This window comes from Streptomyces mabaensis (assembly GCF_053763515.1).
In genome coordinates this window covers 36,246-62,721 of sequence record NZ_JBSOPZ010000041.1, presented here as the reverse complement: position 1 = coordinate 62,721, position 26,476 = coordinate 36,246, and the positions used below count along the sequence as shown (strand labels likewise).

The window sequence follows — 26,476 nt, the reverse complement described above, 5'->3', positions numbered from 1 at the left end:
AGGTGTCCCTTCAAGGCATCAAGAACTGGGGACGTTCATCCGTACGCGGGTGGGGACGTTCACGTGTACGCCGACAGAAGATCGCCCTCCGGCCTGCGAACGCCAGCATCCGCGTACACCACGGTAACGAATACCCAGCCGCCTGGCCGGCGCTCACCACCCCCGAGCAGCAGGCCCGCCTCCGCGAGCTGTTCGCCAACCGGGCAGACGCCGGGGAGAAGCCCGGACAGCGGAAGTACCTACTGTCCTGGGGAGAGCTCGCCACCTGCGGAGTCTGCGGCGGGCACCTGAAGGTGGCCATGCGCGGCAACGCCCGATGGGGTAGCAAGAAGGCGACGTACTGCTGTGCTGCGAACAGTGGATGCACGGGCCGCAACGTCGAGGCGCTCGACCAGTTCATCGAAGGCATCGTCATCGGCATCCTCGCCGACCCCGCAGCGGCCGACGTGTTCAACCCCGACGACACGGCCGCGCTCGCCGCGATGGAACGGGCCGAAGGCCTCCGCGCCCGACAGGCCGTCGCCGCGGACGACTACGCCGACGGGCACATCACGCGCGAGATGATGCTCCGTATTACCAGGAAGCTTGCGGGGCAGATCGCTGAGGCTGAGGCTGAGGCGCGCCGGCTGCAGCCCGTGGACATGTCGGCGCTTGAAGGGCTGATCGGCCCTCAGGCGCGCGAGAAGTGGCCGAGGCTCGAGGTAACGCAGAAGCGGCGGGCCCTCGAGGCCATCCGGCTACGCGTAAAGATCCACCCTGTGGCTAAGAAGGGCCCCGGGTTCGACCGCTCCAGCGTCGAAGTCGGATGGAAAGGGCGAGCAGCCGAGGCGTAACCCTGAGAGCTACTCCGGGTCGCCATCTTCCGTGACCACCTTGCGGACGACTACATGCTCAATGAGTCCGGAGTAGATGTCGTTCATCTCGTCGACGGACAGCTGCAGGCGAGGCCCAGGCTCCGCGCCAGCCCGGCCTTTCACGCTCGGTCCCAGCCACCCGTCTCTTCGGGCACGTCCAACCCAGGTTCGAATGGTCTCCTCGGGACGACCGAACCGCGCGCTCATCCGTTTCATCGCCCCCGGTGGCTGACCGGGGAGAGTTTCGATCAGGTAGCGCACCGCGATGTCGCGGAGCAGGTCATCAGTGAGTGCCGCCCGGCCGCCACGTCTATCAGTAACTGCTGGCGCCGGATCCGCCACGGGGGAGCCCACCGGCTGATTGCCCTCCCATGACATCTGCGTCCTGATGCCCGCAAGGAGCTCGCCGACCTGCACCTTTCGAAGAAGACTGCCCGTCACTCCGCTCGACGTCATACCCGGGCGGAGCTCAAGCCGCGAGATGATCAGGCCGCTCTTGCCTCGCGCAATGTCGCCGGATGCCGTCCATCCCTCATCGCTAGGGGTGTAGTCGAAACAGGCGACAACGTCTCCTGAACGGTTCTCCGGATAGCTGAGGCGGATGCCGGCGTCCGTGGGGGGTGGAGTCGGTGCGGGTTCTGTCACGCCTCTGAGCATTGCAGTTCTGTCAACGCAAGGTCAACACACCAGCCGTGCAGAGGTGGCTTGACGCAATTCACCACCCCTGCAATGCTGGCTACATGACCGCAACGGTGGCGGAAAAAATCCGCTCTCGCCTGCAGGTTCGCCGTGATCTGCCATGTCCCGAGCAGCGTCGGGAACTGCGTGAAGCGGCCGGACTCTCGCAGCAGGAAATCGCCGACGTCATTGGCGTCACGCGCCAAGCCGTCAGCCATTGGGAAGCAGGCATTCGCACCCCTCGCGGTGCACTCCTTGACCGGTACATCGACGCCATCCGCGCACTCCGAGAGCAGAAAGCCGCATGAGCGACGACACCATCTGGCTCCGGATGCTGCCGGGGGAGACCCCGGAAGAGTTCACCGCACGGATCGTCGCTGCGAGGCCGCCTCTCGACGCTCAGGAAAAGGCCGAGCTTCGCGCCATCTTCCGGCCCCTCATTGAGCAGGACGCCGCGGCGCGAAAGCACGGCGAAGCCGCCTGACCGCCGCACCGAATCGGACGCCCCGGCAACGCCAGCCAGTTAGCAATAGCCCCTCGCGAGGGGGCCCCTCCACCGCGGCCGCCCGCACCCCTCGCCCTCGCGAAGGCAGCAGAACATGACCCCAAGCGCAAAGCCCCGGGGGTCCAGTCCCGGGGCTCGGCAAGAAGTCGGCGGCACGCCAGACATCGGCATCGTAGCGGCCCGAGAGGCCCGCGCGCCCGGCGAATGGCCGCCCCATCCCTACGTAGATGCGCTCCTCATCGAAGCGCGCAGAGAACGCGCTCGTCGCGTCCTCGTCCTTGGCTCCATCCGGGCGGACTTCGAAGCGCAACCGTCCCGGCGGGCCATCTTCGCCAGCGCCCGCCGCTGGTGCGCCGACGTCCTCACCCTTGCCGAGACCATCGTCCCGGCCGCAACCAGCACGGAGCCTGAGTGAGCGCGCACGTCCCCGAAGCCAACGACCGAGCCATCGGCGGCGGTTCGGTACTCGACGGCGCCCTGTGGCTCATCCGCCGCAGGTTCGCCATCTTCACCGCTGACCACCCCGGCACCGACCAGTGCAGCGGCGTGGGGCGTGGCCACGAACCCGCCGCGTGCGTCGACCGGGGCAAGCACCCCGCCGTGCCCTTCACCAGAAGCGCCACCCTCGACGAGGGCCAGGTGCACCGCGACTTCGCCGGCCCCCCGCGGAACGTCGGCGTGTTCGTCGGCGGCTGCGTCGGGCCGAATGGCGAGCAGCTCCTCGTGATGGACAGCGACCGCCCCGGCGCTCTCGAAGACGTCGCGAAAGCCCTGGGTTACGAACACACGCCCACGATGCGAGTCCACACGGCCAAGGGACACCACGACTACTACTGGGCCCCTGCCGAGGCCAAGCTCGGCAACGGACTGGGCGCGCTGAAGGGCAAGTTCGATGGTGACGTACGCGCGGGGAACGCCTACGTCATCGGCCCCGGCTCGGTCCACGCAACGGGAGTCATCTACACCCTGGCAGACCCCGAGTGCCCACCCGTTGCCGCGCCCCAGTGGCTGCTGACCGCGCTTCAGACGCGGGTCTCTGCGCCCGTCGGCCCGACAACCGGGGTGACGATCCCCGCGGACCGCCACGACGCGTACACCCGCAAGGTCATGCAAGCCGAGTGCGACGCCATCACCAACGCCCCGGATGGCGATCAGAACAACACCATCAACACTGCTGCATTCAACCTCGGCACCCTCGTCGGCGCCCACGCACTCAGCGAGAGCGAAGCCCGGGAAACGCTGCTCTCCGCGTCTCGAGCAGGCAACCACCCCGAGGGCCGCGCGCTCCCCACGATCGAATCCGGGCTCCGCGCCGGCATGGCCAACCCGCGGAACCCCTGGCCCCCGGTCGCCCGTACGGACAGCCAGAGCAACCGCAACGCGCTATTGACCACAGAGGCTGAATCCGGCATCGACTGGAGCGACACCGGCCCCGGCGCCCCGGCACAGTGGGACGAGCCCCCCGGATCAGCCTCTGCAGACCGGCGAATCCCCGGCCTGTTCCCGGAGGAGTTCTACGCGGCCCGCAGCGAACTGCGGCACATCCGGCAGGCCGGGCACTCGCGCACTCGCTCCGGCGACGTCGCCGTACTAGCTGCATTGACCCGCCTGTCCGGCATGGTCTCCCACCACATCCGCGCCGACACCGGCGTGGCCGGCTTCGCCTCCCTCAACCTCTTCGGCGGCATCCTCGGCCCCTCCGGCATCGGCAAGTCGACCGGCGTGGACGTCGCCGATCGCCTGATGCCCGCCCCGCCCGGGCTGGACTTCCGCGACGGGCTGCCCGTCGGGTCCGGCGAGGGCATGGCTGAAGTCTTCATGGGAACCCGCGAGGAGCCCACCGGAGAGATCTACAAAGGCGGACCGAAGAAGGGCGACCCGGTCACCGTGACCATCCGCGCCCAAGTCCGGCACAACGCGTTCTTCTACGTCGATGAAGGCAAGACCCTCACCCGGCTCATGAGCGAACGATCCGGCTCCACCCTCGGAGAGACCCTGCGCAGTGCTGCCGTCGGCCAGACGCTCGGCCAGACCAACGCCAGCCGGGAGACGAGCCGATACATCCCCAGCGGCTCGTACTCCATGGGCCTGCTGGTCGGCTTCCAACCCGAGACCGCGGCGCCCCTGTTCGACGAAGTCGCCGAGGGAACCCCACAGCGGTTCATCTGGACTCAGGTGATCGACCCGTCTATCCCGGACGAACCACCCCCTTGGCCGGGCGAACTCACCAGCTGGCGCCTGGCGATCGACGCCGAGCAACCCACGCTCGTCAGCTTCGACCAGCCCATCAAAGACGACCTGCGACGTGCAGATCTTGCCAAGGCGCGCGGCGAGACCTCGGCCGAGAACATGAACCCGCTCGACTCACACGCCCCGCTGATGCGCGTCAAGGTCGCCTCTCTCCTCGCGATCCTGGCCGGGCGCCTGCACGTCAACACCGAGGACTGGGAGTTGGCCCGCCTGGTTTGGGAGGCGTCCTGTGCTGCCCGGGACGAGGTCGTGGCCTACGCCGAGCGACAGCGCCGGCAGGAGCAGGAGAAGCGCACCCAGGCCCGGATCGCCGAAGAGGTCCGCGTCGAGCATGCCAAGGCCTCGGCAGAAGACGCACGGGCAGACAAGGCGGTCGAGCGGATCGCGACGCGCATCGCGGTCCTCGTCCACGAGGGCGGTGCTCTGTCCCGGAGTTCGATCCGGACCAAGTTCGCCGGTCGCGACAAGAAGCACATGGGCGACGCCATCGCCTACGCCGAGCTGCGCGAGTGGGTGATCGAAGGCGGCGGCAAGGTCGCCCCCGGCCCGATCCGACCGGCCGCATGAGGGGGGACAGAGGGGGACGGGGACAGGCTTTGTCCCCCCTCCCTCCCTCGGAACCCCGGCTATCCGTTAGATCGCCTAAAGGTTGCGAGATCAAGCAACCCTCTGACCTGCATAGATGGAAAAGGAAGGAAGAAATCATCTCACTCGCGTACCGCGCGAGAGAGGGGAGGACAAACAGTGTCCCCCCTGTCCCCCCCAAGACCGGAGGTCCATGTGCCGAACACCCCGCCCGTCCCCGAGCGATCCGACCTCATCTTCGGAGCCGACGCCCTCATCGCAGCACTCACCCTCGGCTACACCTGCAGCCACTGCCGCAGTGAGCCCCCCGTCCTCCACACCGACGACCACGGCATCACGCACCTGCACATCGCCCACGACGACACGTGCCCCGTCCTCAACGGCCACATCAGCGCCGCACCCGACGCCATCCGCGCCGCCACCAACAACTGACCAGGGAGAACCCCATGACCATCACCTTCAAGGGCGAGTCCATCAGCTTCGTCATCGCCGGCGACCGCAGCCACGACTTCATGATCCCGAACAACCGGGCCACCATGCCCACCAAGACCGCCGAAGCCCTCGACGCGCTTCTCGCCGCGCAGAAGAACGAGCAGACCGTCACCGCGAAGAACAACTCCAGCGCCACGGCCAAGCAGGAATCCTGCGAAGCCACCCGCCAGGTTCTCAACGACCTGTACGACCAAGCCTCCGCCACCACCGGCAGCCGGCGCCTCCACCACGAAGAGCAGTACGCCTTCGCCGGCGCCAAGTTCGCCCGCGCCCTCGCCGACGCCGAGGCGGCCCTGCAACTCCTCGCCGACCACGCGTTGCAGCACGCCAACCCTGTCGGTGTCGGATTCGATCCGGGCACTCGCTCCAAGGCCGTCGCCCGACTCCGCTGCCTCGCCGCCGAACTGGCCAACCTCTCCGCCGTACCGCCCATCGACGCCTGACCCAACCCGGCCGGGCCTCGCAGGAGGCCCGGTCTTGAACACAGGGAGCTGAACATGACCGACGTCCCCCAGGCCCGCCCCGACGCCGCACGCATCGGCGCCGAGCAAGCCGCCTGCCTGGCTCTCCGCCTGGAAGGACACACCTACCGGGACATCGCCAACCGACTTCACCTCTCCATCGGCACGGCCTTCAATCGAGTTCGCGACGCCGTGGACCTCGAAGTCAGCCCGAAGGCCGACGAGCTGCGCGCGCTCGAACTCGCGCGCCTCGACCTGTACCTCACCCGACTCGCCCCGAAGATCACGAAGGGGGACGACCGGGCGATCAACACCGCCGTCCGGATCAGCGAGTCCCGCCGGCGGATGCTCGGCCTCGACCAGCCCGTTGCAGTGCACGCCACAGTCCACGAGGTCACGCAACAGGACTTGGAGCTGCAAGAGATGATCCGTGCGGCAAGGGCGAGGGTGGCCCTCGAGGAGCAGCAGCTGCGTGACGAGCTGGAATCGCCGTGACGCCGGCCGAGGTCGAGCAGTGGCGGCAGATCGAGTTGGACCGCCTCGAGGAAGCAGAGTCCGCGGCGCAGCAGCTGGCCACGGCAACCGGGCGGGACATGACGCGGACGCTCGCACGAATCGACCGCACGCGCCGTCGGGTCCTCGGTACGGCCGCACCCGTACGGATCGAGGTGCAAGTCCCCGTCGGGGCTAACCGAGAAGCGAAGCGCCAGGCGGTCATCACCGCGTACGTAGCAATGGAGGAAGCACCAGTGAACGAGCTTGGGGAGACGCTGTGACTGGCAAGCCGCGCACCCGGAAGGCCACCGCCGCCGAGCGCTTGGCGGCCCGCGTCCTGGGCCAGGAGATACCCGACGTCATCGAGCTGCCCACCCAGACTCCGGGGGAGCAGCACCTGGCGCGCCTGCGGGCCCGCCAGGCGGTGCCAGCCAGGCCGGCGGCGGGGGTGTCGCCTGCGGAGTGGCACGCACGCCGCTACCAGGGGCGCGACGACGACCCGGGCCCCTCCGCAGCCTGAAGAGAGCAATACCGCGACCGGCCGGTCACCACGACGGCCGGGCGCGCTCATGCCAAGTTCAGCCGCGCTGCTACTTGTCGTTGTCCTGGGCGGCGTTCATTGCGAGGGTGCGGAGCAGCTCGGCTGTAGTCATCTCGCTGCCGGCGTCATGTACTTCGGCGAGTTCGCCGAAGACGAAGGCGAACGTCGCGAGGAGGCGCAGCATGTGGGCGGTCATCTCCTGACTGATGCGCCGGCCAGCCTCCTCCGGCGTCATTCGCCCCTGAGTGGTGATGTCAGGGATCAGCGCCAGGGCGAGGTTGCCGGATGCTTCCGCCTCCTGCGGGCTCATCTCCCCTCCGCTGCCGTAGAACTCGCCGGCCGTGAGGAAGCCGACGAGCTTCATGGTCATGTCGTTCTGTATCCGGTCGTCTTCGTTCTCTGCCATGGACGCAGGCTAGTGCCGCACACCGCGGCATGGCCCCGGCTGTTGCCCAAGGAACATGCTCACCGGCAACGAACGGGAGCGATCCCTAGGGATCCAACTCACTACAGAATAATTACTGTTATCCTGTAGTCGTGATCTTCCCTCCCGCAGTGCCTCAGTCGAGCACCCTCCCCGACGCTCCGGCCTCACCCGCGGTGAAGCTCAGGGGGACGCCGCCTGCTACTTCGCCAACCGCCCTTGTCGGCCTGCTTCGTGACGCAGGCGCAGCGCCGAACATCCTCGAGGCGACCGCCGCATGGATGAACAAGCGCGAGTCGGAGCACTCCCGCACCGCCTACGCCAAGGACGCCAGCTGGTGGCTCGCCTGGTGCGCCGCCACGGGAACCAACCCGGCCACCGCGCGGGCCGTGCACACCGACCAGTACGCCGCCGCCCTCCGGGACACCGGCCTCGCCAAGTCAACCCGCGCCCGGCGCCTGGCCGTTGCCTCGAGCTGGTACGACTATCTGGTGCGCGCAGAGGCCGCCGAGCGCAACCCGTTCGTCGGCATGGACCGGCCTTCCGTCGACGCCGACTCCTCCACCACTCGCGGCATGACCCCGGGCCAACTGGGCGCGCTGCTGACCTACGCCCGTGAGCACGAGTCGAGCCGCACCTACGCGCTGCTCGTCGTGCTCGCCACCACCGCCGGCCGGATCGGCTCCATCCTGGCCGCCACGGTCGGCGCCATCGGGTCCGACCAGGGTCACCGGACGGCGGACCTGGTCGTGAAGGGCAACAAGGTGAAGCGGGTCGTCCTCGTGCCGCTCGCCGTCGAGGCGGTGGAGACGTACCTTGCGGAGCGCGGTGAAGTCGGCGCGGACGAGTGGCTGTTCGCCACCAGTACGGGCCGGCCGATGGATGAGCCGGCCGCGTTCCGCACGGTGCGCCGCGTCGCGAGGGCAGCCGGCCTCCCGCATGCCGACGCGCTCTCGCCCCACTCGCTGCGCCACTCCTACGCCACGGCGATGCTCGACAAGGGTGTCCCGCTCGCGGATGTGCAGGACGCGATGGGGCACGCGGACCCGCGCACCACCCGCCGCTACGACCGTCTCGCCGGAGCACTGCACCGCTCGCCCAGCTATCGCATGCAGGAGGAGCTGACCAAGGCCATGCACATCGCCGACGGCGGCGCCTGATCCGGCACGCTGAACATCCTTGTAGAGACCTGCTGTCCGGGATGGACCGGCTGAAGTAAGAGGCGAAGGAACCTCTATGAAAGGTCGCGTACATGATCACCGACAACTGCCGCTGCGGCGGCGTCATCACCTTTACGCCCGCCAGGCCTGGCGAGGAGCCCAAGAACGTGCGCCACTTCGACGCGCAGGCCCAGCCCGCCCCCTGCCCGCTCAAGTAGCAGCCGGACGTATCGAGCCCCTGCCCTCCGGGTGGGGGCTCCGTCATGTCCGGGCGGGGGAGCGTCTGGGGTGGCTGCGGCCCGCGTCCTCGACGGTGGCTCCCAGCAGCAGCGCGGCGTCATGTTCGCCCAACGCCAAGATGTCGACAAGGCGCAGGGCCACGACGCGCGACGGGCAGCGGGAGCTGTCCTCGAGCTTCGATATGTAGGGCCGTTGCACGCCAACTGCCTCGGCAGCTTTTGCCTGAGTCAGCTGTGCGCGCTCTCGGGCCTGCCGCAGCATCGGGCCCAGCTCGGCGGGGGGTGTACGGCGAACGCGAATGAATGCCTTCGATTCCATGGAGTCACCTATTCCTCTCCTTCGAATCGTAAGCTCATTGGAGTATCCTTCCAATGAGGACGAGCCGAGCGCTGTCGACAGCCAACGATCCGCAGGCGAGATGCCAAGGGCGTGATGCCCAACCGGACCAGAGGCACTGACACGGCAGGCGAACGAGCAGCCGGCCACGGGCTGCGTGCCACCGCGTGATGCGGATGCCAGGCGAGAGGGGCGGGACCACTCGGGCCCGCGGACGATCCTCCGTCCCGCCGCTGCCCACACCTGGGGTCACCCGTGCCGCGCACCTTCTCCGGCCACCGCTTCCGCACCGCCCGCCGCGCCGCCGGCCTGAGCATCCACGACGTCGCCGCCCGGGCGGGCCGCTCTGTCTGGGCGCTGTACGCCTACGAACGGGGCGCAGCGCAGCCGCCCATCCCCATCGCTGATGCCCTCGCTGACGCGGTCGGCCAGCCCCTGATGGAACTGCTGGCCGACGATTCGAAGGCGGCCGCCTGATGGGCGAATTCCGCCTGGCCGGCGCCTACGTCGAGGCGCGCATGGACCGCACCAAGCTGGACGCGGACATCGCCCGCCTGCAGAAGCAGGACGTCCGGCTGAAGGCCCGCGTCGATCTCGACACCGTCGCGGCCTCGGCGCGGATCGCCACGCTGGTCAAGGCGCGGCGGATGAAGGTCTCGCTCGATCTCGACTCGAAGGCGACGGTCGCCTCCCTCGCCAAGATCACGAAGGCGCGGGAGATCCAGCTCACCGCGGACCTCGCCACCCGCGTCGCGGCCGACGAGCTCGCCCTCCTCACCCGCTCCCGCTCGCTGCGGATCACCGCGGACGCGGACACGAGGGCGGCGGCCGAGAAGTTCACGCTCCTCACCCGGGACCGCACCGTCCAGGTCAAGGTCGAGGTCGACGACACCGCGCTGGGCACCCTGCTCAGCGCAGACCACACCGTCGACATCTCCCCGGAGATCAACCAGCCGGCCTACGACCGCGCGGAGAAGAAGCTCGACAAACTCACCGGAGACCGGACCGTCCGGATCCTCGCCTCCGCCGACACCCGCGTCGCGGCCGACGAGATCCGGGGCCTCACCCGCCGCCAGCGGGTACGCATCGGCGTCGACGTCGACACCCGCGTCGCCGCCAACGACATCGCCAACCTCACCCGCCGCCGGACGCTCCGCGTCACCGCGGACGCCGACACCGCGGCGGCCAACTCGAGCCTGGCGTTCCTGACCCGCGACCGGCGCGTCAACATCCGCACCAACATGCTCGGCTTCGGCAACCTGGCGAGCCTGGGCGGCACCCTCGGCTCCGCCGGCGCCAGCGCGGGCATGCTCGGCTCCCGGTTCGTGATGCTCGCCGGTGCGGCGCTCCTCGCGCTGCCGGCCGTCGCGTCGCTGGGGTCCGCGATCGCGCAGATGGGCCCGGCCGCAGCGCTCGCCGCCCCGGCGCTCGGGTCGCTCATCACGATGGGCGCCGCGCTCGGTGTCGGCCTGCACGGCGTCGGTACGGCTTTCAAGTCCGCGTTCCAGACCGGCGCTTCCTCCGCCACCGCGGCCGCCTCCGCGACCCGGGCGCTGGAGGCGGCGCAGATCCAGGTGGCCCGCTCCTCGCGCGCGCTGAAGGAGGCGCAGGTCGACGCGGCCCGGCAGATCGCCGACGCGCAGCAGCGGGTGCGGGAGGCCGCCGAGGACGTCCGGGACGCCGAAGTCCGCGCGGCCGCCGACCGCAAGGCCGCGCTCCAGCGCGTCGCGGACGCCGAGCGGGACCTCGCCGACGCACAGCAGGACGCCGTCCGCGCGCAGGAAGACCTCAACGACGCCCGCAAGACGGCTGCCGAGCAGCTGCAGGACCTGGGCAACCGGCTGAAGTCGGCCGAGCTCGACCAGCGCGACGCCGTCATGGACGTCGCCGAGGCCGAGAAGGACCTCGCCGCGATCAAGGCCAAGGGCGCGAAGGCGAACGCCGACGACCTGGCCAGGGCTCAGCTCGCCTACGACCGGGCCGTGCAGCGGCTGGACGAGCAGCAGCTGGAGACGCAGCGGCTGAAGGAGGAGAACGCCGACGCCGCGAAGAAGGGCGTCGAGGGCTCCGACGCGGTCCGGGCGGCGCAGGACCGGGTGGCCGAGTCGCAGCGGAACGTGGGCGACCGCGCGCGGGCGGTCGGTGAGGCGCAGGCGGCCGCTGCGCAGGTCGCCCGGGACGGGGCCGAGGCCGTACGCGATGCGCAGCAGGCGCTGGCCGACGCGCAGCAGGGTGTCGCCGACGCGCAGGTGTCCGCCGCACGGCAGGTACGCGGCGCGCAGGAGGCCCTCGCCGATGCACAGCGCGCGGTCGCCGCGGCGATGGCGCAGGGCAGCACGGAGGCCACCAAGTTCAACGACGCGATGGCCCAGCTGTCGCCGAACGCGCGGGAGTTCGTCAACGCGGTCCGCGGGATCGCGCCGGCCTGGTCGGCGGTGCGGGTCGATGTGCAGGACGCGCTGTTCCGGGGGCTGGGGTCGACGCTGACGCGGATGTCGGCGTCGGTGCTGCCGTCGGTGCGCGGCGGGCTGGTCGGCATGGCGGGCGTGCTCAACAACATGGGCCGCAACCTGATGGACACCTTCGCGCGGCTCGGCGATCAGGGCGTCCTGAAGCGGATGTTCGACGGCTTCACCAACGGCATGAAGCCGCTGGAGCGCGTCCCGGGCCAGCTGGGGCAGGCGTTCGTGCAGCTTTCGGTGGCGGCGGCGCCGGCGTTCCAGCGGATGACGACGGCGATGGGCGGGGTCGCCGACCGGGTGTCGCAGCAGCTGACGCAGGCCTTCGAGTCCGGGCATCTGACCGAGGTCATCGACCAGGCGGTCGAGGTGGCGAAGCAGTTCGGCAGCCTGCTGGGCGACATCTTCGGCACGATCGGCAACATCATGAAGGCCGCCTCTGCGGGCGGCGGTGATGCGCTGGGCGCGATCGGTGCAGTGTTCGAGGAGCTGCGCCGGATCACGGCGATGCCGGAAGTCCAGAAGATGCTTACCACGATCTTCACGGCGATCAACGACATTGCCAAGCTGCTCGCCGGCACTCTCGGCGCGGTCATCCAAGCCGTACTGCCGCTCCTCGCAGCCCTCGCCCCAACCATCTCGACACTGGCCAATGCGCTCGGCCCCGTCCTTGCCAAGCTGGCGGAGTCGCTCGGCAAGGCGCTGATGCCGATCATCGAAGCGCTGCTTCCCGTCATCGACGACTTCACCGTCCTCCTCGTCGACGGTCTGACCGCACTGATGCCGATCCTCGAACCGATCGGAAAGCTGATCGGCACCGTGATTGCGGCGTTCGCGCCCGTGCTGACGATGCTGTGGCCGGTCATCACCCAGCTCATCAGCGTGCTGGCCACGGCGCTGGTGCCCATCATCAGCCTGGTCGCGGAGCACGTCGGCAACCTCGGCGGGATGTTCGCGCAGCTTGCTCAGCTCTTCCCGCCGCTGCTCGCCGCGCTGCTGCCGCTGATCCCGCCGATCGGTGAGCTGATCGGCTCGCTGTTCAAGTTGGCCATGGAGGTAGTCACGCCGCTCATGCCGCTGATCGTCGGCCTGGCCCAGATCCTTACGACGGTCCTGGCTGCCGCGCTCGGGATCCTCGTGCCAGTCATCACCACGGTGATCGGCTGGATCGTCAAGTTCGTCGACGCGGTCACCGACGCCGTGAAGTGGATCGTCGAGAAGTTCCAGTGGCTGTTCGACGTCCTCGTCGGCCACTCGATCATCCCGGACCTCGTCCGGCTGATCGTCAAGTGGTTCCAAGACCTCTGGGACCGCGCGAAGAAGATCTTCACGCAGCTCAAGGACGGCATCGTCGCCATCTGGAACGGCCTCTGGTCGATCGTCAAGACCAGGTGGGACATCTTCTGGGGCTCAATCCGGTCAGCCTTCAACCAGGCCTGGTCGTTCCTGCGGACCTCGGTCACGAACCTGAAGACCAGCATCAGCAACACCTGGAACAGCCTATGGAACGGGCTCCGCGACCGCTTCACCGGCGTGATCAACACCATCCGCGACCGGTTCAACTCCTTCAAATCAAACCTGACCCGCATGTTCACGCTCCTGCGGGACGGGCTCGGCACCATCTGGTCCGGCGTGAAGTCGAAGATCTCTTCACCGATCCGGTTCATCGTCGACGCCGTCTACAACCGCGGCATCCGCTCGATGTGGAACACGATCGCCTCGAAGATCTCCAGCAAGATCACCCTCCCCGCCATCTCGCTGAAGTTCAACAAGGGCGGCATCGTCCCCGGCGGCCGCGGCACCAAGGACAACACGCCCGCCATGCTCACCCCCGGCGAACGCGTCCTGTCCAACGACGAAGTCGACCAGCTCGGCGGCTACCGCGCGATCGACGCCATGCTCGGCAAGGACCGGCCCACCGGCACCGGCGGCAACCCCAACAAGCAGCAGGCCCAGAAGATGCAGCCCACCACCCAGTTCTTCGACCGGGGCGGCATCGTCGGCACCATCACCGACATCGGCGGCGCCATCGGGTCCGGCCTCAGCTGGGCCAAGGATCTCGTCGTCGGCGGGCTGAAGTCCGCAGCCAGCAAGGCGATCTCTTCCACGGTCCGGCCGCTGATCAACCGCATCCCCGACGGCGGCACCCAGTGGGGCCGGCTCGCGAAGGGCATCCCGAACACGCTGCTCACCCGCATGCTGGAGTGGCTGGGCAAGGAGGACAAGAAGGCCGTCGGTGGGCCCGGCGTGCAGCGTGCACTGTCGTGGGCCAAGACGCAGCACGGCCTGCCCTACCAGTGGGCAGGCAACGGCAACCCGAGCTGGGACTGCTCCGGGTTCACCAGCGCGATCGAGTCCGTCATCCGCGGGCAGCGCCCCCACCGGCGCTGGGCCACCGGCGCATTTTCCGGCAGCACCGCCCCCGGCGGCTGGGTCCGCAACCTCAACTCGCCGTACATGATCGGCATCACCAACGCCGGTGTCGGCCACGTCGCCGGCACGATCGGCGGCGTCAACGTCGAGTCGCGGGGCGGTGACGGTGTGGTCGTCGGCTCCCGGGCCCGCAGCTACCGCGACTCGATGTTCACCGACCGGTACGGGTTCCAGCCGGCGACCAGCTTTGATGAGGGCGGGATCCTGCCACCCGGGCTGTTCAACGGCACCAGGCGGCCCGAGCGGGTGCTGACCGCGGACCACACGGCGAAGCTCGACGCGATCCTCGCCAGCGCAGCCACAGGCCGGGGCGGAGACGTCATCGTCAACCTGACCATGAACAGCCTCGCCATGCCTTCGGCGGCGGAGCGGAAGCAGTGGGCCGGAGCTATGGCCGGCGACATCTCCGACGCCATCCGCAAGCGAGACAGGGAGCGCAACTGATCACCGGCGGCAGGGGCGAGAGCACAATCAGCGCATGACACCAGACGATGAAGTCGATGTTCCGTACGAGACGCAGGCCCCTGTTATCCGGGGCGCCTGGGCGTTCGCTGAGGCCTTCTGGATCGACCACGACATGGACGCGGCGTGGGTATGCGTCGACCCGCTGTGCGCCTGTGCTGGGCTCAGGCATGGCTGCACCCGATGCTCGACAAAGCCCGCGGCGACGGATACGACCCGGACGCGGTGGTCGAGGCCTTCACCGCCGATCGGCCGGATCACGAACTGTGGGACGCCTTCGCTCGCACGCAGCTGCGCGGCGCCGACAGCGCGGTCCAGCGTGACACCTGGGGCATGAAGGTGAACCCTGACATCGTGGCGCCTGACGTCGAGTTGGTGCAGTTCACGCCGATCCCGGCCAGCGGCGTGATCCAGCCGGGCGAACGGTACGAGATGGTTCCCTTGCTGATGCGGTACGAGGAGGGGCCCGGGTGGCGCATCCTCAACTTCGTCAGCGAGGCGATACCCGTTCCCGGCTGGCCGCCGTCAATGGGCTGAGAGCCGCGGCTCCTGTCCCTCCCGGCCGCTCGGGCGCGCCGGGGCCTCTCGGCCCCTCGCTGGAGAGGCTGCACGGCTGACACGGCGCCCGGCATCCTCACCGCGAGGGGGCCGGGCGCTCTGTTGCGCGCAACGATCCGCCGGGCAGGGGCCGGCGGCAATCTCGCGCAACTCGCGGCCGCCGTGGCTCCATCAGACGCATGCTGGACTCCCAACCAGCCAGAACGGAGCACGACATGACGCTCAGGTTCATCGGCACCACGTCCGAGCACGGCAACTGCCCCACCCTGTACGAGGTCGAAGAGACGGGAGACATCGTCGTCCAGGGCGACCAACTCACCGACCCCGAGCACCTCGCCCAGCTCCGCGACGTGGGCGCTGGGGAGACGTTCGTCGTGATCCCTCGTGAGCTGCTGACCCGCTTCGCCCCGAAGGAGTGACGGTGCCACCCCTGATCCCGTTCGACGAGATCACCCACCTGTTCGCTGAGTTCGAGCACACCGCATGGCGACTGGAGACCCGCCGCGGGTACGCCTCGGACCGGCAGGGAGCCCGCTTCCAGGCCTTCACGCGCGGCATCGAGCCGCAGGCGGAGCCCGACCATCCGTGGAACGTGAACGTGCGGCAGAAGACCGCTCAGGGCGCCCGGTTCTCCCGCGTACGGATCATCGACGAGCCGCCCACGGACGGGCAGCGGTTCCTCATGGCGACCGCGGCCGGAAACGTCGAGGCCGGCGAGGACATCCGCGTGCTGCCTCGGTCCGAGGCCGAGCGGCTGGAGCTGCCCGACTTCGACCTGTGGCTGTTCGACTCCCGCGTCCTGGTCCGCATGCACATCGACGACACCGACACCACGATCGGCGTTGAGGTCGTCGACGACCCGGCGCAGGTTCTCGCCGCGTGCCGGGCGCGTGACGCCGCCTGGCCCGTCGCGGTCCCTACTGCCGAGGTCTGGGCGCAGGTACGTTCGTCCGTGTGAGCACGGACTTTCAGAGCGCCAGGGTCGCCCTCGGTGCGCGCCTTCGGGAGCTGCGCGCCGAGGCCGGCCTGACCGGCAAGGATCTCGCCGCCCGGCTCGGATGGCAGCGCTCGAAGGTCTCGCGGCTGGAGAACGGCAAGCAGACCGCGACGACGGACGACCTCGATGCATGGGCGGACGCGGCCGGGGCGCCGTCGCAGGCCGCCGACCTGAAGAGCCGTCTGCGCGGCCTGGAGTCGCAGCAACGCTCTTGGCGCAGGCAGCTCGCCGCCGGCCACCGCCCCGTACAGGACCGGTACGTCGTCGAGTACAAGCGCACAGCCACGATGCGCGGTTACGAGACCACGGTGATCCCGGGCCTGTTCCAGACCCCGGACTACGCCCGGCACCTGCTGGCCCAGAATGCCGAGCTGATGCAGTCGCCACGCGACACCGAGGCGGCCGTACACGCCCGCATGCGGCGCCAAGAGGTGCTGTACGAGGCGGGCAAGCTCTTCCGCGTCCTGGTGTGGGAGGGCGCCCTTCACGCGTTGGTCGGCCCCCGCGTGGTGATGGCCGGACAACTGGATCGGCTGGTGGGGCTGATCGGCATGAGCACGGTGGAGCTCGGCATTGTGCCGCTCGGAGCTCCGCTGAAGCTGACCCCGAAGCATGGTTTCTGGATCTTCGACGAGGAGCGCGTCGTCGTCGAGACCATCAACACGGAGTTGCAGTTCGACTCCGCCGACGACCTTGCGCTGTATGGGCGGGTGTGGGAACAGCTCAACGAAGCCGCGGCGTACGGCCCGCAGGCGCACCGGCTGATCGCCCGCGCGCGAAACCTGGTCAGCCCGGCCTGAGCAACCGCCGCCAACCTCCCCAGTCACACGCGCAATCCGGCGCAACCAGCAGGCTGTAGCCCAGCTGGCCTTCCTACCGTCCTGGTCATGGCCACGCGAGCGGGCGCCACGGGCGCCAACCCCGAAGCAGCACAAGCCGGCTGGTGCCACTGGCACCGGGGACCATCCGGAACCGCCCAGCTGATCCGCACCGTCCCGCGCACGTCGGGCGGCGACAGCGCCGCGAACTCCTTGTTCGCGTGCGCTCCGTGCCGCGAGCAGCGCGGCCTCGTGGCCGCCGCTGGCGAGCGGGTCGCCTCATGACCGGCGAGACGGTAGCGACCAGGCCGCCCGTGGGACTCAACCTCTGCTGGGCACCGAAGCCTGATGCGCCGACGCGCAACTGCACGCTGACCCCACGGCACGACGGCGATCACTTCCACGAGTATTCGGGGACGTCCTGGCCCCCGAAACCTGGCGGGAAGCCGTGACCGCCCCGGCCGAGACCCGGGCAGCCGTACGGCTGCCGGACTGCCGCCTTGCTCCGGTACCGCCCGTGGGCGAACTGTCGTGGGAGCAGTACGCCGGGCGGGCCTGCTGCGCGTGTGGGAAGCCGCTGACGACTGGCGCGGTGCCTCGCGGTTGGGCGCGCGGCCGGGAAGGCGTGCACGTCCTCGATACCGAGGTGTGGGCCTGCCCATGAGACTCCCGCCCGCTGCTCAACCGACGGCGGAACGAGCGGCGGACGGGCAGCAGTCGGCCCCCGAGGTGTGTACGCGTCTCCGCGCCTCGGGGGCCTCTGTTTTGCAACTAGGTGCAGAAGATGTTCAGTGGTTGTGCGGCGGGTACCACCAGCCACAGGCGGCGCAGTACACGAGGTCTACAGCGTTCAGCAGGCGTCGGATCACGACTCGTTCACCCCCTCGCGCGCGGGGTAGATCGTCGTCTGGGCCCCGCCGTGCTGCACGACGACGCGGGGTGTAGTTGTAGCTGTAGTTGAGCCGTGACCTGCGGAACTACCGCCTACAGGACCCCTCTCGGAAGGGGCCAGGGGAGGGGCTGGAACGTCGTCTGCATGCACCCCGACCGAGACCCCGAGGCCGCGGACGCGTACGGACGGGCGCACGGCCACCCCTGCCGCATCGCACAGTGCGCGCACCGCGGGGATGTCCCACGACTGCTCGGAGGCGATGTCGTCGAGCCGGTCCCGGAGGGTGGCCAGGTGCACGCCGCGGGCATCCCCGATGGTGGCGCGCAGCAGGTCGAGGAACTCCCCCTCTTCGAGGCCGGGCGCCTCCTGATGCCCCGATACGGAAGAGGTGACGGCAGTGCGCCAGGAGGCGACACACCAGGCGCCAGCGGCCAGCCACAACAGGGCAGGGCTGCCGTACAGCATCAGCCCGACGAACGCCCCTGTGGCGGCCGACCCTGCCAGCCGCGCCGAAGCGGTCCCGAGGCTGCCCGGGAGCAGCCACGCCCCGTACGCGCGGCACAAGGCCGCCGATCCGGCGCACAGATGCGCGGCCACCGCCCGTACGGCGGTCATGACACGGCTCCGGTCCACCAGGCGCCGGCCACGTTCGCGAAGTTGGCCAGCGGTACGGCCATCACCCCGGCCACACCCGCGTTCAGGCCGAGGCTGATGCCGCACAGGACACCGAGCCCGACTTGCTTGCGGGGGAACTTCTTCGACCAGCGCCAGGCGCCGACGACAAGGGCGGTCGTGAGGAGCACGACGACGTGTCCGCCGTCGGTGAGAGCCATCTGTCGGGCGCGTGAGGCCATAGGGGCGTTCCCGCCGACGCCGTAGACGAGGGCGAGGTCGCCGAGGCCGTTGGCGCCCCACAAGGCGATACCGGTGACGACGCCGAGCAAGCCGCCGGCCGCGAGGATGGCGAGCATCCCGTAGAGGCCGCCGAGGATGAACGGGATGAGGGTCTTCCAGCTGCGGCCGCTGCCGTCTTCTCCCTTCGCTGCCTTGGCGCCCTTGAGCCACCAGCGTTGGAGCACGAGGGCGAGGATGGTTGTGCCGAATGCGGCGCCGCCGAGGCTGACGCCGATGGGTGCGAAGTTCACAGCAATCCTCAGTGGACGATGGCGGCGTACAGGGCCGCGAGCGTGAAGATGAGGGCGCACGTCCCGAGCACGGGCAGCGCGTACAGGTCGCGGTCGCGACGGGGCCCGGCGAGGCGGAGGCCGATGAAGCCTCCGACCATCGCCGCAGCGAACAGCACGGGCAGCACGGCTTACCCCCGCTGTCCGACGGGTGTCCGACGCGCGGTGCCCGGCGTCGGACCGGTGTCCCGGCGGGTGTCCGCCGTCGTACGTCCGCCCTGGTGAGGGGCGTCGGACGGGGCGATCTGGCAGGCGACAATCCGCGGCTCGACCTTGTCCGGGACGACCCCGGCGGCCCATGCGTTGCGGTAGGCGCCGGCCACGATGCTGACCGCGTGGCGGAGTGCGTCGGACGCTGTCATACCGGTGCGCATCATCACGGCGAGGTCGTCGGACAGCTCCTGGTCGACGCGCACGGAGGTGCGGGCGCCGGCCGCGGGCGGGGTGCTCATGCGGTCACCGCCAACTCGGCCGGATGGCGGGCCGTGAGGAGCAGCACCAGGCCGAGCGGCAGCGTCGAACCCTTGCGGGTGTTGCACGGCTCGCAGGACAGCACCAGGTTGAAGCGGACGTTCGTGGCCCACAGGCTGTAGGGCACGTAGTGGTCGAGCGTCGCTGTGGTGACGTCCGTGAACGGCCGCCGGCAGTAGAAGCAGTGGCGGCCGTCTCGGCGTGCGAGGCGGTACCGCAGGGCGCGGCCTCGATCGCCGCGGATGCATCCGGCGCGGTGTCGACGGCTCACTGGCCACCCCCGGCGAGCATCACGGACAGCTGGCGGGCGAGCGCGCGAAGTTCGGCTGCCTCCTCGACGAGGGCCGCGGCGAGCTGGTCGAGCCCTGCGGGGTCGAGCCTCTTGCCGTAGCTGGTGAACTCGACGTACACCCCGGTCTGCTGGGCCTCGGGCGCGTCGGCGTGGGGCGACTGGACGAACATTGCGGCGACCAGCTGCACGCCGCGGAAGTCGAGCGTGTACGCGGGCCCGGTGTGGATCAGGTCGACCTGGTACTCGGGGTGCTGTGCTTCGTGGCCGAGGCACCAGGACGGCTCGGAGAGGGTGACGTTGCCGTGGTCGAGGGTGTGCACCGTGACGGTGCGGGGCCCGGTCATCGGCCGGCCTCGGTCCGCGGCGTGCCGGCGGCGCGGTATCCGATGGCCGGGTGCTCGGTCAGTCGGGCCCGGAGGTAGTCGGCGGACCATCCGGGGTCGTCGCCGCGCTGGAGGACGTTCTCCAGGGCGATGCGGGCGTGCATGACGCGGTCGGCGAGGATCCGGTCGTGGGTCTCGCTGTCGCCGATGGTCGCGGGGTGGGGGATGGCGAGCGCTTCGAGGACGGCGGTGAGGAGCGCGCGGGTCTCGCCGGTGGCGGCGAGCCGCCCGCGAACCTCGCGGGCGGCCCCACCGATCGGCGACTGGTCGGCGCTCACTTGCCGGCCTCGATGGCGGCCCGCTCCGCCGCCTCGGCCCGCACGCTTGCCGGCGCGGTGCGCTTCTGCTCGGCGTCGAGAAGCCCGGCCAGCTGGTCGCGGGCGGCATCCAGCCGAGCGAGGTACTCGGCGATGTCGGCGCGCAACGTGTCGACCTGGCTCAGGGTGAGCTGGTCCCAATCGCCGTCGCCCTCGAACTCGAGCCCAGGGTCTTCGTCGTCCCACTGGACGAGGGAGAAGGTCATCACCTCGTCGCCGCTGGCCGTGGTGAGGGCGGTAGCGGGGCCGTAGTGGATGCGCTCGCTCGGGTCGGCGTGGTCGACCGGCCGGCCGATGCACCAGGCGACGCCGTCGGGGCAGGCCGTGGGGACGGGCTGCCCCGACGCCGCGGAGCGGCTGCCGTCGTGGATGTGCTGGTGGGCGACGCTGAGCGCGGTGGTGAACGCGGTGCTGAGGGTGTGGGCGATCGCGACGACGTGGGGCAGGCGACCCGTGTGCTCGACGCCGATGGCCGGGACGAGCCTGTTCTGTACGGTGTTGCTCACGGTTGGACTCCTTGACGCTGAAGGGTCCTGACCGAGGCCCCGGGCCGGTGTTCCAGCACCGACCGGGGCCGTCCCGTTTCTCTGCACGGGACAGGTCAGGGGCCGGGGTGGGTTACGCGGCGACCAGGACGGACGCGGGCTCGGTCTCCTCGACGGCGGCGCGCTCGACCTTGAGGGACGGGGCGGCCGACTTCATCGGCACGGGGCCCAGGCCGTGCGCCTTGAAGATGCGGCGGATCTCTTCCAGGTCCGCGGTCTGACGGTTCGACGTCACCCGGGACACGAGCCAAGCGCCGTAGCGGCCGGCGGGGAGGCGGTCGAGGACCTTCTTAGCGGCGCGCTTGCCGCGGTCTCCGGCGCGGGCCTGCTCGGCGGCCCGCTGGTAGCCGGCGGCCGCGGCCTCGATGTCCTCAACGGCGGGCATCTCGTCGGCCTCGTACAGGCCGGTGGGCTCCGGGGCCTCGGTGGCCGTGCCGGCAAGCGAGGCGGGGTCGATGACGCTGCGGACGGCGTCGGTGACGGTGGAGATGAGGCGGCCGGTCTCGCGGATGAGAGACTTGATCACAGCGGGCTCCTGGTTGACTCAGGTTTCCGTCAGGCCCTCGGCTGGTGTTGGTAGCACCGCCGGGGGCCGTCCTTGTGGCTACAAACTTACGTGCTTCGTAGCCACAAAGCAAGTGGTTTACCGGAAGATCTTGTAGCTACAAACGGCGCCCTCGAAGCTTGCGGCCTGTAGCCACAAGCGCATACGCTCACGGGCATGACGCCCGAGGTAGAGAACGAGTACGACACCCCCCGCCGCTTCCGCGCGCCCGATGATGAGTGGGAGCCGTTCGAAGCCGCTACCCGCGCCGTGCACCCCGAGGGCCGCAGTCCTCGCGCGCGAGTCCTGCGCGAGTTCATCCGTTGGTACATGCGCCGGCCAGGGGCGAAGCTGCCCGAGCGCCCTCCGATGGGGCCTTGGTCAACCAGCGCGGATGGTGACGCCGGCTGATCGGCTCGAGCCCTCGGAACGCGAAGAAGCCCGCCATAGTGGCGGGCTTCAGCTGCATGCGGCGGTCTTGGCCAGGTCACCAGCCCCTGGCGCGCCACTCCCCGAGATGTGGCCGCTCGGCACCGAGCGTCGTGTCCTTCCCGTGGCCCGGGTACACCCACGTCTCGTCAGGCAGGGCGCCGAACACCTTCTCTTCGAGGCCGTCCATCAGGCTCTTGAAGTCATCCGGGCGTGTTGTCCGCCCAGGACCGCCCGGGAAGAGGCAGTCGCCGGTGAACAGGTGCGGGTGGCCGTGGGGGTCGTCGTACACGAGGGCGATGGAGCCCGGCGTGTGGCCGACCAGGTGGCGGGCGGTCAGGGAGACCCGGCCGACCGCGATGGTGTCGCCGTCCTCGACCGGCACCGCGGTCGCCACCGGAATGCCCTCGGCGTCGTACCGGCCCGCGAAGGTACGGGCGCCGGTCGCGGCGACCACGGCCTCCAGGGCCTGCCAGTGGTCCCCGTGCCGGTGGGTGGTGACGACGGACGCGATGCCGTCGTCACCGATCAGCTGGAGCAGGGTGGCGGGGTCGTTGGCCGCGTCGATGAGCAGCTGCTCGCCGGTGGCCCGGCAGCGCAGCAGATAGGCGTTGTTGTCCATCGGGCCCACGGCGACCTTGGAGATCATCAGGTCCGCCAGCTCGTGCACGTCGGCCGGCCCGCCGACCCTCACCGCTCCGCTGTACGTCATGGGCTCAGCCTATAGCGGGGGCAGCGACGGCAGCGGGGCTCCGCCGGTGTCCAGGCCCGCACCCCTGTCGCCGCGGCCCGCCAGCCAGCCCAGCAGCGCGGCAGCGTTGCCGCGGACCGTGAGCGGGGCGGCGTCGCCGGTGCGCCCGGTGCTCCACTGGCGTCCGTCCGGCGCCGTCAGGGTGAGGGACGGGACGTCCGGATGGCCGGAGAAACGGTCCGCCAGGAACTCGATCTCGCGCGCGGTGAAGTCCTCCGGGAGGTCCTCCAGCTCGTAGCCGATGCCCAGGTCGACGTGGTGCAGTTCGACCTCGATCAGCCGGCGGAAGGGCAGCCGCGCGGCGACGTCGGTGACGCCGTTGCGCAGGGAGACGATGCGGGCCCAGTCGGCCGGAACGCCGGCCGCCTCGTGAAATCGGGCGTCGCTGTCGCGGACGTCGGCGAGCTGTGTGTCGAGGGGGCGGGGGGCGTCGCGCTCGATGTGCGCCTCGCGGGCCTCCGCGCTGAGGTACATCGGCCGGCCTTCGAGAATATTCACGAGGGCGTCGGCGTTACGGGACAGGTGAGCAAGGACGTGACCGCGGCTCCAGCCGGGCAGCCGTGACGGCTCGGCGACCGCCGCGTTGTCCAGTTTGCCGGTCGCGGCGAGCAGCCGCTCGGTCGCTTCGCGTACGGATGCCAGGTCGCGCTCATGATCGATCATGACGCTGACGATAGCGCCGCCCACTCGTTCGGGTGAAGCCTTCGGGCGCGTGCCGGAAATCGAATGCGCGTGCTATAGGCTCGGAGCTGAATCCTTACGACATCGCCCGGCGCCCCCCATACCCTGGGACGGGGCTGTCTGCATAGTCCCCCTGCTTCTCTCAAGAAAGGTGCGGACCGGCGTGGCCGACCGTCTCATCGTTCGTGGCGCTCGCGAGCACAATCTCAAGAACGTCTCGCTCGACCTGCCCCGCGACTCGCTCATCGTCTTCACCGGACTCTCGGGTTCGGGCAAGTCGTCCCTCGCCTTCGACACGATCTTCGCCGAGGGCCAGCGCCGCTACGTCGAGTCCCTGTCGTCGTACGCCCGCCAGTTCCTCGGCCAGATGGACAAGCCCGATGTGGACTTCATCGAGGGCCTGTCCCCGGCGGTCTCCATCGACCAGAAGTCGACCTCGCGCAACCCGCGCTCGACGGTCGGCACCATCACCGAGGTCTACGACTACCTGCGTCTGCTGTTCGCCCGGATCGGCAAGCCGCACTGTCCCGAGTGCAGCCGCCCGATCACGCGCCAGTCGCCGCAGGCCATCGTCGACCGGGTGCTGGGCCTCGCGGAGGGCAGCCGCTTCCAGGTGCTGTCGCCGCTGGTGCGCGAGCGCAAGGGCGAGTTCGTCGACCTGTTCAGCGACCTGCAGACCAAGGGGTACAGCCGGGCACGGGTGGACGGCGAGACGATTCAGCTGACCGACCCGCCCAAGCTGAAGAAGCAGGAGAAGCACACCATCGAGGTGGTCGTCGACCGCCTCACCGTCAAGGACAGTGCCAAGCGCCGGCTGACCGACTCGGTCGAGACCGCGCTCGGCCTCTCCGGCGGCATGGTCATCCTCGACTTCGTCGACCTCCCGGAGGACGACCCCGAGCGTGAGCGGATGTTCTCCGAGCACCTCTACTGCCCGTACGACGACCTCTCCTTCGAGGAGCTGGAGCCGCGCTCCTTCTCCTTCAACTCGCCGTTCGGCGCCTGCCCCGACTGCACCGGCATCGGTACGCGGATGGAGGTCGACCCCGAGCTGATCATCCCGGACGAGGAGAAGTCCCTCGACGAGGGGGCGGTCTCGCCCTGGTCGCTCGGCCACACCAAGGACTACTTCGCCCGCCTGGTCGGCGCGCTCGCCGACGAACTCGGCTTCCGTACGGACATCCCGTGGGCCGGGCTGCCCCAGCGGGCCAAGAAGGCGCTGCTGTACGGGCACAAGACCCAGATCGAGGTCCGCTACCGCAACCGCTACGGACGCGAGCGGGCGTACACCACCTCCTTCGAGGGGGCGGTGCCGTTCGTCAAGCGCCGGCACTCGGAGGCGGAGAGCGACTCCAGCCGCGAGCGCTTCGAGGGCTATATGCGCGAGGTGCCCTGCCCGACCTGTGAGGGCACCCGCCTGAAGCCGATCGTCCTCGCGGTCACGGTGATGGAGAAGTCCATCGCCGAGGTCTCCGCGATGTCGATCAGCGAGTGCGCCGACTTCCTCGGTGTGCTGCGCCTCGACGCGCGGGACAAGAAGATCGCCGAGCGGGTGCTGAAGGAGGTCAACGAGCGGCTGAGGTTCCTGGTCGACGTCGGCCTGGACTACCTCTCCCTCAACCGCGCGGCCGGCACGCTGTCCGGTGGGGAGGCGCAGCGCATCCGGCTCGCGACGCAGATCGGATCGGGTCTGGTCGGCGTGCTGTACGTCCTGGACGAGCCGTCCATCGGACTCCACCAGCGTGACAACCACCGCCTGATCGAGACGCTCGTGCGGCTGCGGGACATGGGCAACACGCTGATCGTCGTGGAGCACGACGAGGACACCATCAAGGTGGCCGACTGGGTCGTCGACATCGGCCCGGGTGCGGGTGAGCACGGCGGCAAGGTCGTGCACAGCGGTTCCCTGAAGGAGCTGCTGGCCAACGAGGAGTCGATGACCGGCAAGTACCTGTCCGGCCAGAAGGCCATCCTCATGCCGGACATCCGGCGTCCGGTGGACCCCGGGCGGAGGCTGACGGTTCACGGTGCCCGGGAGAACAACCTGCAGGACATCGACGTCTCCTTCCCGCTCGGTGTGCTCACCGCGGTCACCGGAGTCTCCGGCTCCGGGAAGTCGACGCTGGTCAACGACATCCTGTACACGCACCTGGCGCGGGAACTGAACGGCGCCCGGTCGGTGCCGGGGCGGCACACTCGGGTGGACGGCGACGACCTCGTCGACAAGGTGGTGCACGTCGACCAGTCGCCGATCGGCCGTACGCCCCGGTCGAACCCGGCCACGTACACCGGTGTCTTCGACCATGTTCGCCGGCTGTTCGCGGAGACGATGGAGGCGAAGGTGCGCGGCTATCTGCCGGGCCGGTTCTCCTTCAACGTCAAGGGCGGCCGCTGCGAGAACTGCTCCGGTGACGGCACGATCAAGATCGAGATGAACTTCCTGCCGGATGTGTACGTGCCGTGCGAGGTCTGCCACGGGGCGCGCTACAACCGGGAGACGCTGGAGGTCCACTACAAGGGCAAGTCCATCGCCGAGGTGCTGGACATGCCGATCGAGGAGGCGCTGCACTTCTTCGAGGCGGTGCCGACGATCGCCCGCCACCTCAGGACGCTCAACGAGGTGGGCCTCGGGTACGTCCGGCTCGGCCAGTCCGCGCCCACGCTGTCGGGTGGCGAGGCGCAGCGCGTCAAGCTCGCCTCCGAGCTCCAGAAGCGCTCGACGGGCCGGACGGTGTACGTCCTGGACGAGCCGACCACCGGGCTGCACTTCGAGGACATCAGCAAGCTGATCAAGGTGCTGTCGAATCTGGTGGACAAGGGCAACTCGGTGATCGTCATCGAGCACAACATGGACGTCATCAAGACGGCCGACTGGGTCGTCGACATGGGCCCGGAGGGCGGCAGCGGCGGAGGCCTGGTCGTGGCCGAGGGCACGCCGGAACAGGTCGCCTCGGTCCCGGCCAGCCACACCGGCAAGTTCCTGCGGGACATCCTGGGCGCGGACCGGATCAGCGACGCGGTGGTGCCGGCGGCGCGGACGCCCTTGAAGCGGGCGGCGGCGAAGAAGACGGTGGCGGCGAAGGCGAATGCGGTCGCGAGGAAGACGGTGACGGCGAAGGCGGCAGGAACGGCAAAGGCGGCGCGCACGCGAAAGGCGTAGGGCCTGTCCGGCGGATCAGGTCCGGACAGGACGCGGCGCCTGGTTCGGCAACGCGGCGAGGTGCCGGGCCTGGGGGCAC

34 protein-coding genes are annotated in these 26,476 nt (G+C 69.6%); 20 read left to right on the top strand and 14 right to left on the bottom strand.

Going from position 1 to position 26,476, the window contains the following annotated elements; genetic code table 11:
• Window positions 1–833: hypothetical protein (locus ACWV17_RS29120; protein WP_455362008.1), on the top strand; the 833-nt coding region annotated here is incomplete at its 5' end.
• A 9-nt stretch (window positions 834–842) separates the two neighbouring features.
• Here ACWV17_RS29120 and ACWV17_RS29115 read toward each other — a convergent pair.
• The gene (locus ACWV17_RS29115) at window positions 843–1,499 is read right to left on the bottom strand and encodes a hypothetical protein (protein ID WP_455362007.1); all 657 of its coding nucleotides are present in this window, start codon (window positions 1,497–1,499) and stop codon (window positions 843–845) included.
• Between the two features lie 95 nt (window positions 1,500–1,594).
• On the opposite strand from ACWV17_RS29115, the gene ACWV17_RS29110 reads away from it, so the two are divergent.
• The 8 genes from ACWV17_RS29110 (at window position 1,595) to ACWV17_RS29075 (ending at window position 6,840) form a co-directional block, all read left to right on the top strand.
• Window positions 1,595–1,840: a helix-turn-helix transcriptional regulator gene (locus ACWV17_RS29110; protein ID WP_455362006.1), complete on the top strand. Its 246-nt coding sequence runs from the start codon at window positions 1,595–1,597 to the stop codon at window positions 1,838–1,840.
• Window positions 1,837–2,016: a hypothetical protein gene (locus ACWV17_RS29105; RefSeq protein WP_455362005.1), complete on the top strand. Its 180-nt coding sequence runs from the start codon at window positions 1,837–1,839 to the stop codon at window positions 2,014–2,016. The genes ACWV17_RS29110 and ACWV17_RS29105 overlap by 4 nt, the downstream gene beginning before the upstream one ends.
• Window positions 2,017–2,448: 432 nt before the next feature.
• Window positions 2,449–4,854 carry a bifunctional DNA primase/polymerase gene (locus ACWV17_RS29100; RefSeq protein ID WP_455362004.1) on the top strand — a complete coding sequence of 802 codons (2,406 nt, stop codon included), beginning with the start codon at window positions 2,449–2,451 and terminating at the stop codon, window positions 4,852–4,854.
• A gap of 213 nt (window positions 4,855–5,067) precedes the next feature.
• A complete protein-coding gene (locus tag ACWV17_RS29095; RefSeq protein ID WP_455362003.1) occupies window positions 5,068–5,304 on the top strand; it encodes a hypothetical protein in 237 nt (78 codons plus the stop codon).
• Window positions 5,305–5,318: 14 nt separating this feature from the next.
• Window positions 5,319–5,807, top strand: coding sequence for a hypothetical protein (locus ACWV17_RS29090; RefSeq protein ID WP_455362002.1), 489 nt, complete (start codon window positions 5,319–5,321; stop codon window positions 5,805–5,807).
• A 54-nt stretch (window positions 5,808–5,861) separates the two neighbouring features.
• Complete coding sequence (locus ACWV17_RS29085) at window positions 5,862–6,320, top strand: hypothetical protein (RefSeq protein ID WP_455362001.1); 459 nt, start codon at window positions 5,862–5,864, stop codon at window positions 6,318–6,320.
• On the top strand, window positions 6,317–6,601 hold the full coding sequence (locus ACWV17_RS29080) for a hypothetical protein (protein ID WP_455362000.1): 285 nt from the start codon (window positions 6,317–6,319) through the stop codon (window positions 6,599–6,601). The genes ACWV17_RS29085 and ACWV17_RS29080 overlap by 4 nt, the downstream gene beginning before the upstream one ends.
• Window positions 6,598–6,840 carry a hypothetical protein gene (locus tag ACWV17_RS29075; protein WP_455361999.1) on the top strand — a complete coding sequence of 81 codons (243 nt, stop codon included), beginning with the start codon at window positions 6,598–6,600 and terminating at the stop codon, window positions 6,838–6,840. The genes ACWV17_RS29080 and ACWV17_RS29075 overlap by 4 nt, the downstream gene beginning before the upstream one ends.
• 70 nt (window positions 6,841–6,910) lie before the next feature.
• Here ACWV17_RS29075 and ACWV17_RS29070 read toward each other — a convergent pair whose 3' ends face one another.
• Window positions 6,911–7,267, bottom strand: a complete 357-nt coding sequence (locus ACWV17_RS29070; RefSeq protein ID WP_455361998.1) for a hypothetical protein — start codon at window positions 7,265–7,267, stop codon at window positions 6,911–6,913.
• 299 nt (window positions 7,268–7,566) lie between these two features.
• Here ACWV17_RS29070 and ACWV17_RS29065 point away from each other — a divergent pair, with 299 nt between their 5' ends.
• Together ACWV17_RS29065 and ACWV17_RS29060 are read left to right on the top strand one after the other, a co-directional pair.
• Window positions 7,567–8,445 carry a tyrosine-type recombinase/integrase gene (locus tag ACWV17_RS29065; RefSeq protein ID WP_455361997.1) on the top strand — a complete coding sequence of 293 codons (879 nt, stop codon included), beginning with the start codon at window positions 7,567–7,569 and terminating at the stop codon, window positions 8,443–8,445.
• A 92-nt stretch (window positions 8,446–8,537) separates the two neighbouring features.
• Window positions 8,538–8,663 carry a hypothetical protein gene (locus ACWV17_RS29060; RefSeq protein ID WP_455361996.1) on the top strand — a complete coding sequence of 42 codons (126 nt, stop codon included), beginning with the start codon at window positions 8,538–8,540 and terminating at the stop codon, window positions 8,661–8,663.
• A gap of 43 nt (window positions 8,664–8,706) precedes the next feature.
• On the opposite strand, the gene ACWV17_RS29055 is transcribed toward ACWV17_RS29060, so the two are convergent.
• A complete protein-coding gene (locus ACWV17_RS29055; protein WP_455361995.1) occupies window positions 8,707–9,003 on the bottom strand; it encodes a helix-turn-helix transcriptional regulator in 297 nt (98 codons plus the stop codon).
• Between the two features lie 273 nt (window positions 9,004–9,276).
• On the opposite strand from ACWV17_RS29055, the gene ACWV17_RS29050 reads away from it, so the two are divergent.
• The 7 genes from ACWV17_RS29050 to ACWV17_RS29020 all read left to right on the top strand — a co-directional run bounded on the left by ACWV17_RS29050 (window position 9,277) and on the right by ACWV17_RS29020 (window position 17,033).
• Window positions 9,277–9,498, top strand: a complete 222-nt coding sequence (locus tag ACWV17_RS29050) for a helix-turn-helix domain-containing protein (RefSeq protein ID WP_455361994.1) — start codon at window positions 9,277–9,279, stop codon at window positions 9,496–9,498.
• On the top strand, window positions 9,498–14,357 hold the full coding sequence (locus ACWV17_RS29045; protein WP_455361993.1) for a hypothetical protein: 4,860 nt from the start codon (window positions 9,498–9,500) through the stop codon (window positions 14,355–14,357). The genes ACWV17_RS29050 and ACWV17_RS29045 overlap by 1 nt, the downstream gene beginning before the upstream one ends.
• Before the next feature lie 150 nt (window positions 14,358–14,507).
• A complete protein-coding gene (locus ACWV17_RS29040; protein WP_455361992.1) occupies window positions 14,508–14,912 on the top strand; it encodes a hypothetical protein in 405 nt (134 codons plus the stop codon).
• 236 nt (window positions 14,913–15,148) lie between these two features.
• Entirely contained in the window at window positions 15,149–15,352 is a 204-nt protein-coding gene (locus ACWV17_RS29035; RefSeq protein ID WP_452805083.1) for a hypothetical protein, read from the top strand.
• 2 nt (window positions 15,353–15,354) lie between these two features.
• Window positions 15,355–15,891, top strand: a complete 537-nt coding sequence (locus ACWV17_RS29030) for a DUF6879 family protein (RefSeq protein WP_455361991.1) — start codon at window positions 15,355–15,357, stop codon at window positions 15,889–15,891.
• Window positions 15,888–16,730 carry a helix-turn-helix domain-containing protein gene (locus ACWV17_RS29025; protein WP_455361990.1) on the top strand — a complete coding sequence of 281 codons (843 nt, stop codon included), beginning with the start codon at window positions 15,888–15,890 and terminating at the stop codon, window positions 16,728–16,730. The genes ACWV17_RS29030 and ACWV17_RS29025 overlap by 4 nt, the downstream gene beginning before the upstream one ends.
• Before the next feature lie 87 nt (window positions 16,731–16,817).
• The gene (locus ACWV17_RS29020) at window positions 16,818–17,033 is read left to right on the top strand and encodes a hypothetical protein (protein WP_455361989.1); all 216 of its coding nucleotides are present in this window, start codon (window positions 16,818–16,820) and stop codon (window positions 17,031–17,033) included.
• 580 nt (window positions 17,034–17,613) lie between these two features.
• Here the strand turns inward: ACWV17_RS29020 and ACWV17_RS29015 are convergent.
• The 9 genes from ACWV17_RS29015 to ACWV17_RS28975 form a co-directional block, all read right to left on the bottom strand.
• Window positions 17,614–18,255, bottom strand: coding sequence for a hypothetical protein (locus tag ACWV17_RS29015; protein ID WP_455361988.1), 642 nt, complete (start codon window positions 18,253–18,255; stop codon window positions 17,614–17,616).
• Window positions 18,252–18,785: a hypothetical protein gene (locus tag ACWV17_RS29010; protein WP_455361987.1), complete on the bottom strand. Its 534-nt coding sequence runs from the start codon at window positions 18,783–18,785 to the stop codon at window positions 18,252–18,254. The genes ACWV17_RS29015 and ACWV17_RS29010 overlap by 4 nt, the downstream gene beginning before the upstream one ends.
• 8 nt (window positions 18,786–18,793) lie before the next feature.
• The gene (locus ACWV17_RS29005) at window positions 18,794–18,952 is read right to left on the bottom strand and encodes a hypothetical protein (protein ID WP_455361986.1); all 159 of its coding nucleotides are present in this window, start codon (window positions 18,950–18,952) and stop codon (window positions 18,794–18,796) included.
• A 3-nt stretch (window positions 18,953–18,955) separates the two neighbouring features.
• Window positions 18,956–19,276 (bottom strand): hypothetical protein, encoded by a 321-nt coding sequence (locus tag ACWV17_RS29000; protein WP_455361985.1) that lies wholly within the window; start codon window positions 19,274–19,276, stop codon window positions 18,956–18,958.
• The gene (locus tag ACWV17_RS28995; protein ID WP_455361984.1) at window positions 19,273–19,566 is read right to left on the bottom strand and encodes an HNH endonuclease; all 294 of its coding nucleotides are present in this window, start codon (window positions 19,564–19,566) and stop codon (window positions 19,273–19,275) included. Before ACWV17_RS28995 ends, ACWV17_RS29000 begins: the two co-directional genes overlap by 4 nt.
• On the bottom strand, window positions 19,563–19,931 hold the full coding sequence (locus tag ACWV17_RS28990) for a DUF6907 domain-containing protein (RefSeq protein WP_455361983.1): 369 nt from the start codon (window positions 19,929–19,931) through the stop codon (window positions 19,563–19,565). The genes ACWV17_RS28995 and ACWV17_RS28990 overlap by 4 nt, the downstream gene beginning before the upstream one ends.
• Window positions 19,928–20,248 (bottom strand): hypothetical protein, encoded by a 321-nt coding sequence (locus ACWV17_RS28985; protein WP_455361982.1) that lies wholly within the window; start codon window positions 20,246–20,248, stop codon window positions 19,928–19,930. The genes ACWV17_RS28990 and ACWV17_RS28985 overlap by 4 nt, the downstream gene beginning before the upstream one ends.
• Complete coding sequence (locus ACWV17_RS28980; RefSeq protein WP_455361981.1) at window positions 20,245–20,793, bottom strand: DUF6907 domain-containing protein; 549 nt, start codon at window positions 20,791–20,793, stop codon at window positions 20,245–20,247. Before ACWV17_RS28980 ends, ACWV17_RS28985 begins: the two co-directional genes overlap by 4 nt.
• 112 nt (window positions 20,794–20,905) lie before the next feature.
• Window positions 20,906–21,358: a hypothetical protein gene (locus tag ACWV17_RS28975; RefSeq protein ID WP_455361980.1), complete on the bottom strand. Its 453-nt coding sequence runs from the start codon at window positions 21,356–21,358 to the stop codon at window positions 20,906–20,908.
• 195 nt (window positions 21,359–21,553) lie between these two features.
• Between ACWV17_RS28975 and ACWV17_RS28970 the strand changes: the two genes are divergently transcribed.
• The gene (locus tag ACWV17_RS28970) at window positions 21,554–21,787 is read left to right on the top strand and encodes a hypothetical protein (protein ID WP_455361979.1); all 234 of its coding nucleotides are present in this window, start codon (window positions 21,554–21,556) and stop codon (window positions 21,785–21,787) included.
• A 76-nt stretch (window positions 21,788–21,863) separates the two neighbouring features.
• Here ACWV17_RS28970 and ACWV17_RS28965 read toward each other — a convergent pair whose 3' ends face one another.
• Together ACWV17_RS28965 and ACWV17_RS28960 are read right to left on the bottom strand one after the other, a co-directional pair.
• Entirely contained in the window at window positions 21,864–22,517 is a 654-nt protein-coding gene (locus ACWV17_RS28965; protein ID WP_455361978.1) for an MBL fold metallo-hydrolase, read from the bottom strand.
• A 9-nt stretch (window positions 22,518–22,526) separates the two neighbouring features.
• Window positions 22,527–23,219, bottom strand: coding sequence for a maleylpyruvate isomerase family mycothiol-dependent enzyme (locus tag ACWV17_RS28960; RefSeq protein WP_455361977.1), 693 nt, complete (start codon window positions 23,217–23,219; stop codon window positions 22,527–22,529).
• Between the two features lie 181 nt (window positions 23,220–23,400).
• Here ACWV17_RS28960 and uvrA point away from each other — a divergent pair, with 181 nt between their 5' ends.
• Window positions 23,401–26,397, top strand: a complete 2,997-nt coding sequence (uvrA, locus tag ACWV17_RS28955; RefSeq protein ID WP_455361976.1) for an excinuclease ABC subunit UvrA — start codon at window positions 23,401–23,403, stop codon at window positions 26,395–26,397.
• Window positions 26,398–26,476: the final 79 nt, after the last annotated feature.

Coding starts and splice junctions, on each gene's coding strand:
- ACWV17_RS28965 (WP_455361978.1), bottom strand. CDS start 22,517: ATGACGTACAGCGGAGCGGTGAGGGTCGGCGGGCCGGCCGACGTGCAC.
- ACWV17_RS29045 (WP_455361993.1), top strand. CDS start 9,498: ATGGGCGAATTCCGCCTGGCCGGCGCCTACGTCGAGGCGCGCATGGAC.
- ACWV17_RS28960 (WP_455361977.1), bottom strand. CDS start 23,219: ATGATCGATCATGAGCGCGACCTGGCATCCGTACGCGAAGCGACCGAG.
- ACWV17_RS29000 (WP_455361985.1), bottom strand. CDS start 19,276: ATGAGCACCCCGCCCGCGGCCGGCGCCCGCACCTCCGTGCGCGTCGAC.
- ACWV17_RS29070 (WP_455361998.1), bottom strand. CDS start 7,267: ATGGCAGAGAACGAAGACGACCGGATACAGAACGACATGACCATGAAG.
- ACWV17_RS29035 (WP_452805083.1), top strand. CDS start 15,149: ATGACGCTCAGGTTCATCGGCACCACGTCCGAGCACGGCAACTGCCCC.
- ACWV17_RS29065 (WP_455361997.1), top strand. CDS start 7,567: ATGAACAAGCGCGAGTCGGAGCACTCCCGCACCGCCTACGCCAAGGAC.
- ACWV17_RS29105 (WP_455362005.1), top strand. CDS start 1,837: ATGAGCGACGACACCATCTGGCTCCGGATGCTGCCGGGGGAGACCCCG.
- ACWV17_RS29085 (WP_455362001.1), top strand. CDS start 5,862: ATGACCGACGTCCCCCAGGCCCGCCCCGACGCCGCACGCATCGGCGCC.
- ACWV17_RS29060 (WP_455361996.1), top strand. CDS start 8,538: ATGATCACCGACAACTGCCGCTGCGGCGGCGTCATCACCTTTACGCCC.
- ACWV17_RS28990 (WP_455361983.1), bottom strand. CDS start 19,931: ATGACCGGGCCCCGCACCGTCACGGTGCACACCCTCGACCACGGCAAC.
- ACWV17_RS29055 (WP_455361995.1), bottom strand. CDS start 9,003: ATGGAATCGAAGGCATTCATTCGCGTTCGCCGTACACCCCCCGCCGAG.
- ACWV17_RS28970 (WP_455361979.1), top strand. CDS start 21,554: ATGACGCCCGAGGTAGAGAACGAGTACGACACCCCCCGCCGCTTCCGC.
- ACWV17_RS29015 (WP_455361988.1), bottom strand. CDS start 18,255: ATGACCGCCGTACGGGCGGTGGCCGCGCATCTGTGCGCCGGATCGGCG.
- ACWV17_RS29110 (WP_455362006.1), top strand. CDS start 1,595: ATGACCGCAACGGTGGCGGAAAAAATCCGCTCTCGCCTGCAGGTTCGC.
- ACWV17_RS29090 (WP_455362002.1), top strand. CDS start 5,319: ATGACCATCACCTTCAAGGGCGAGTCCATCAGCTTCGTCATCGCCGGC.
- ACWV17_RS29020 (WP_455361989.1), top strand. CDS start 16,818: ATGGCCACGCGAGCGGGCGCCACGGGCGCCAACCCCGAAGCAGCACAA.
- ACWV17_RS29040 (WP_455361992.1), top strand. CDS start 14,508: ATGCGTCGACCCGCTGTGCGCCTGTGCTGGGCTCAGGCATGGCTGCAC.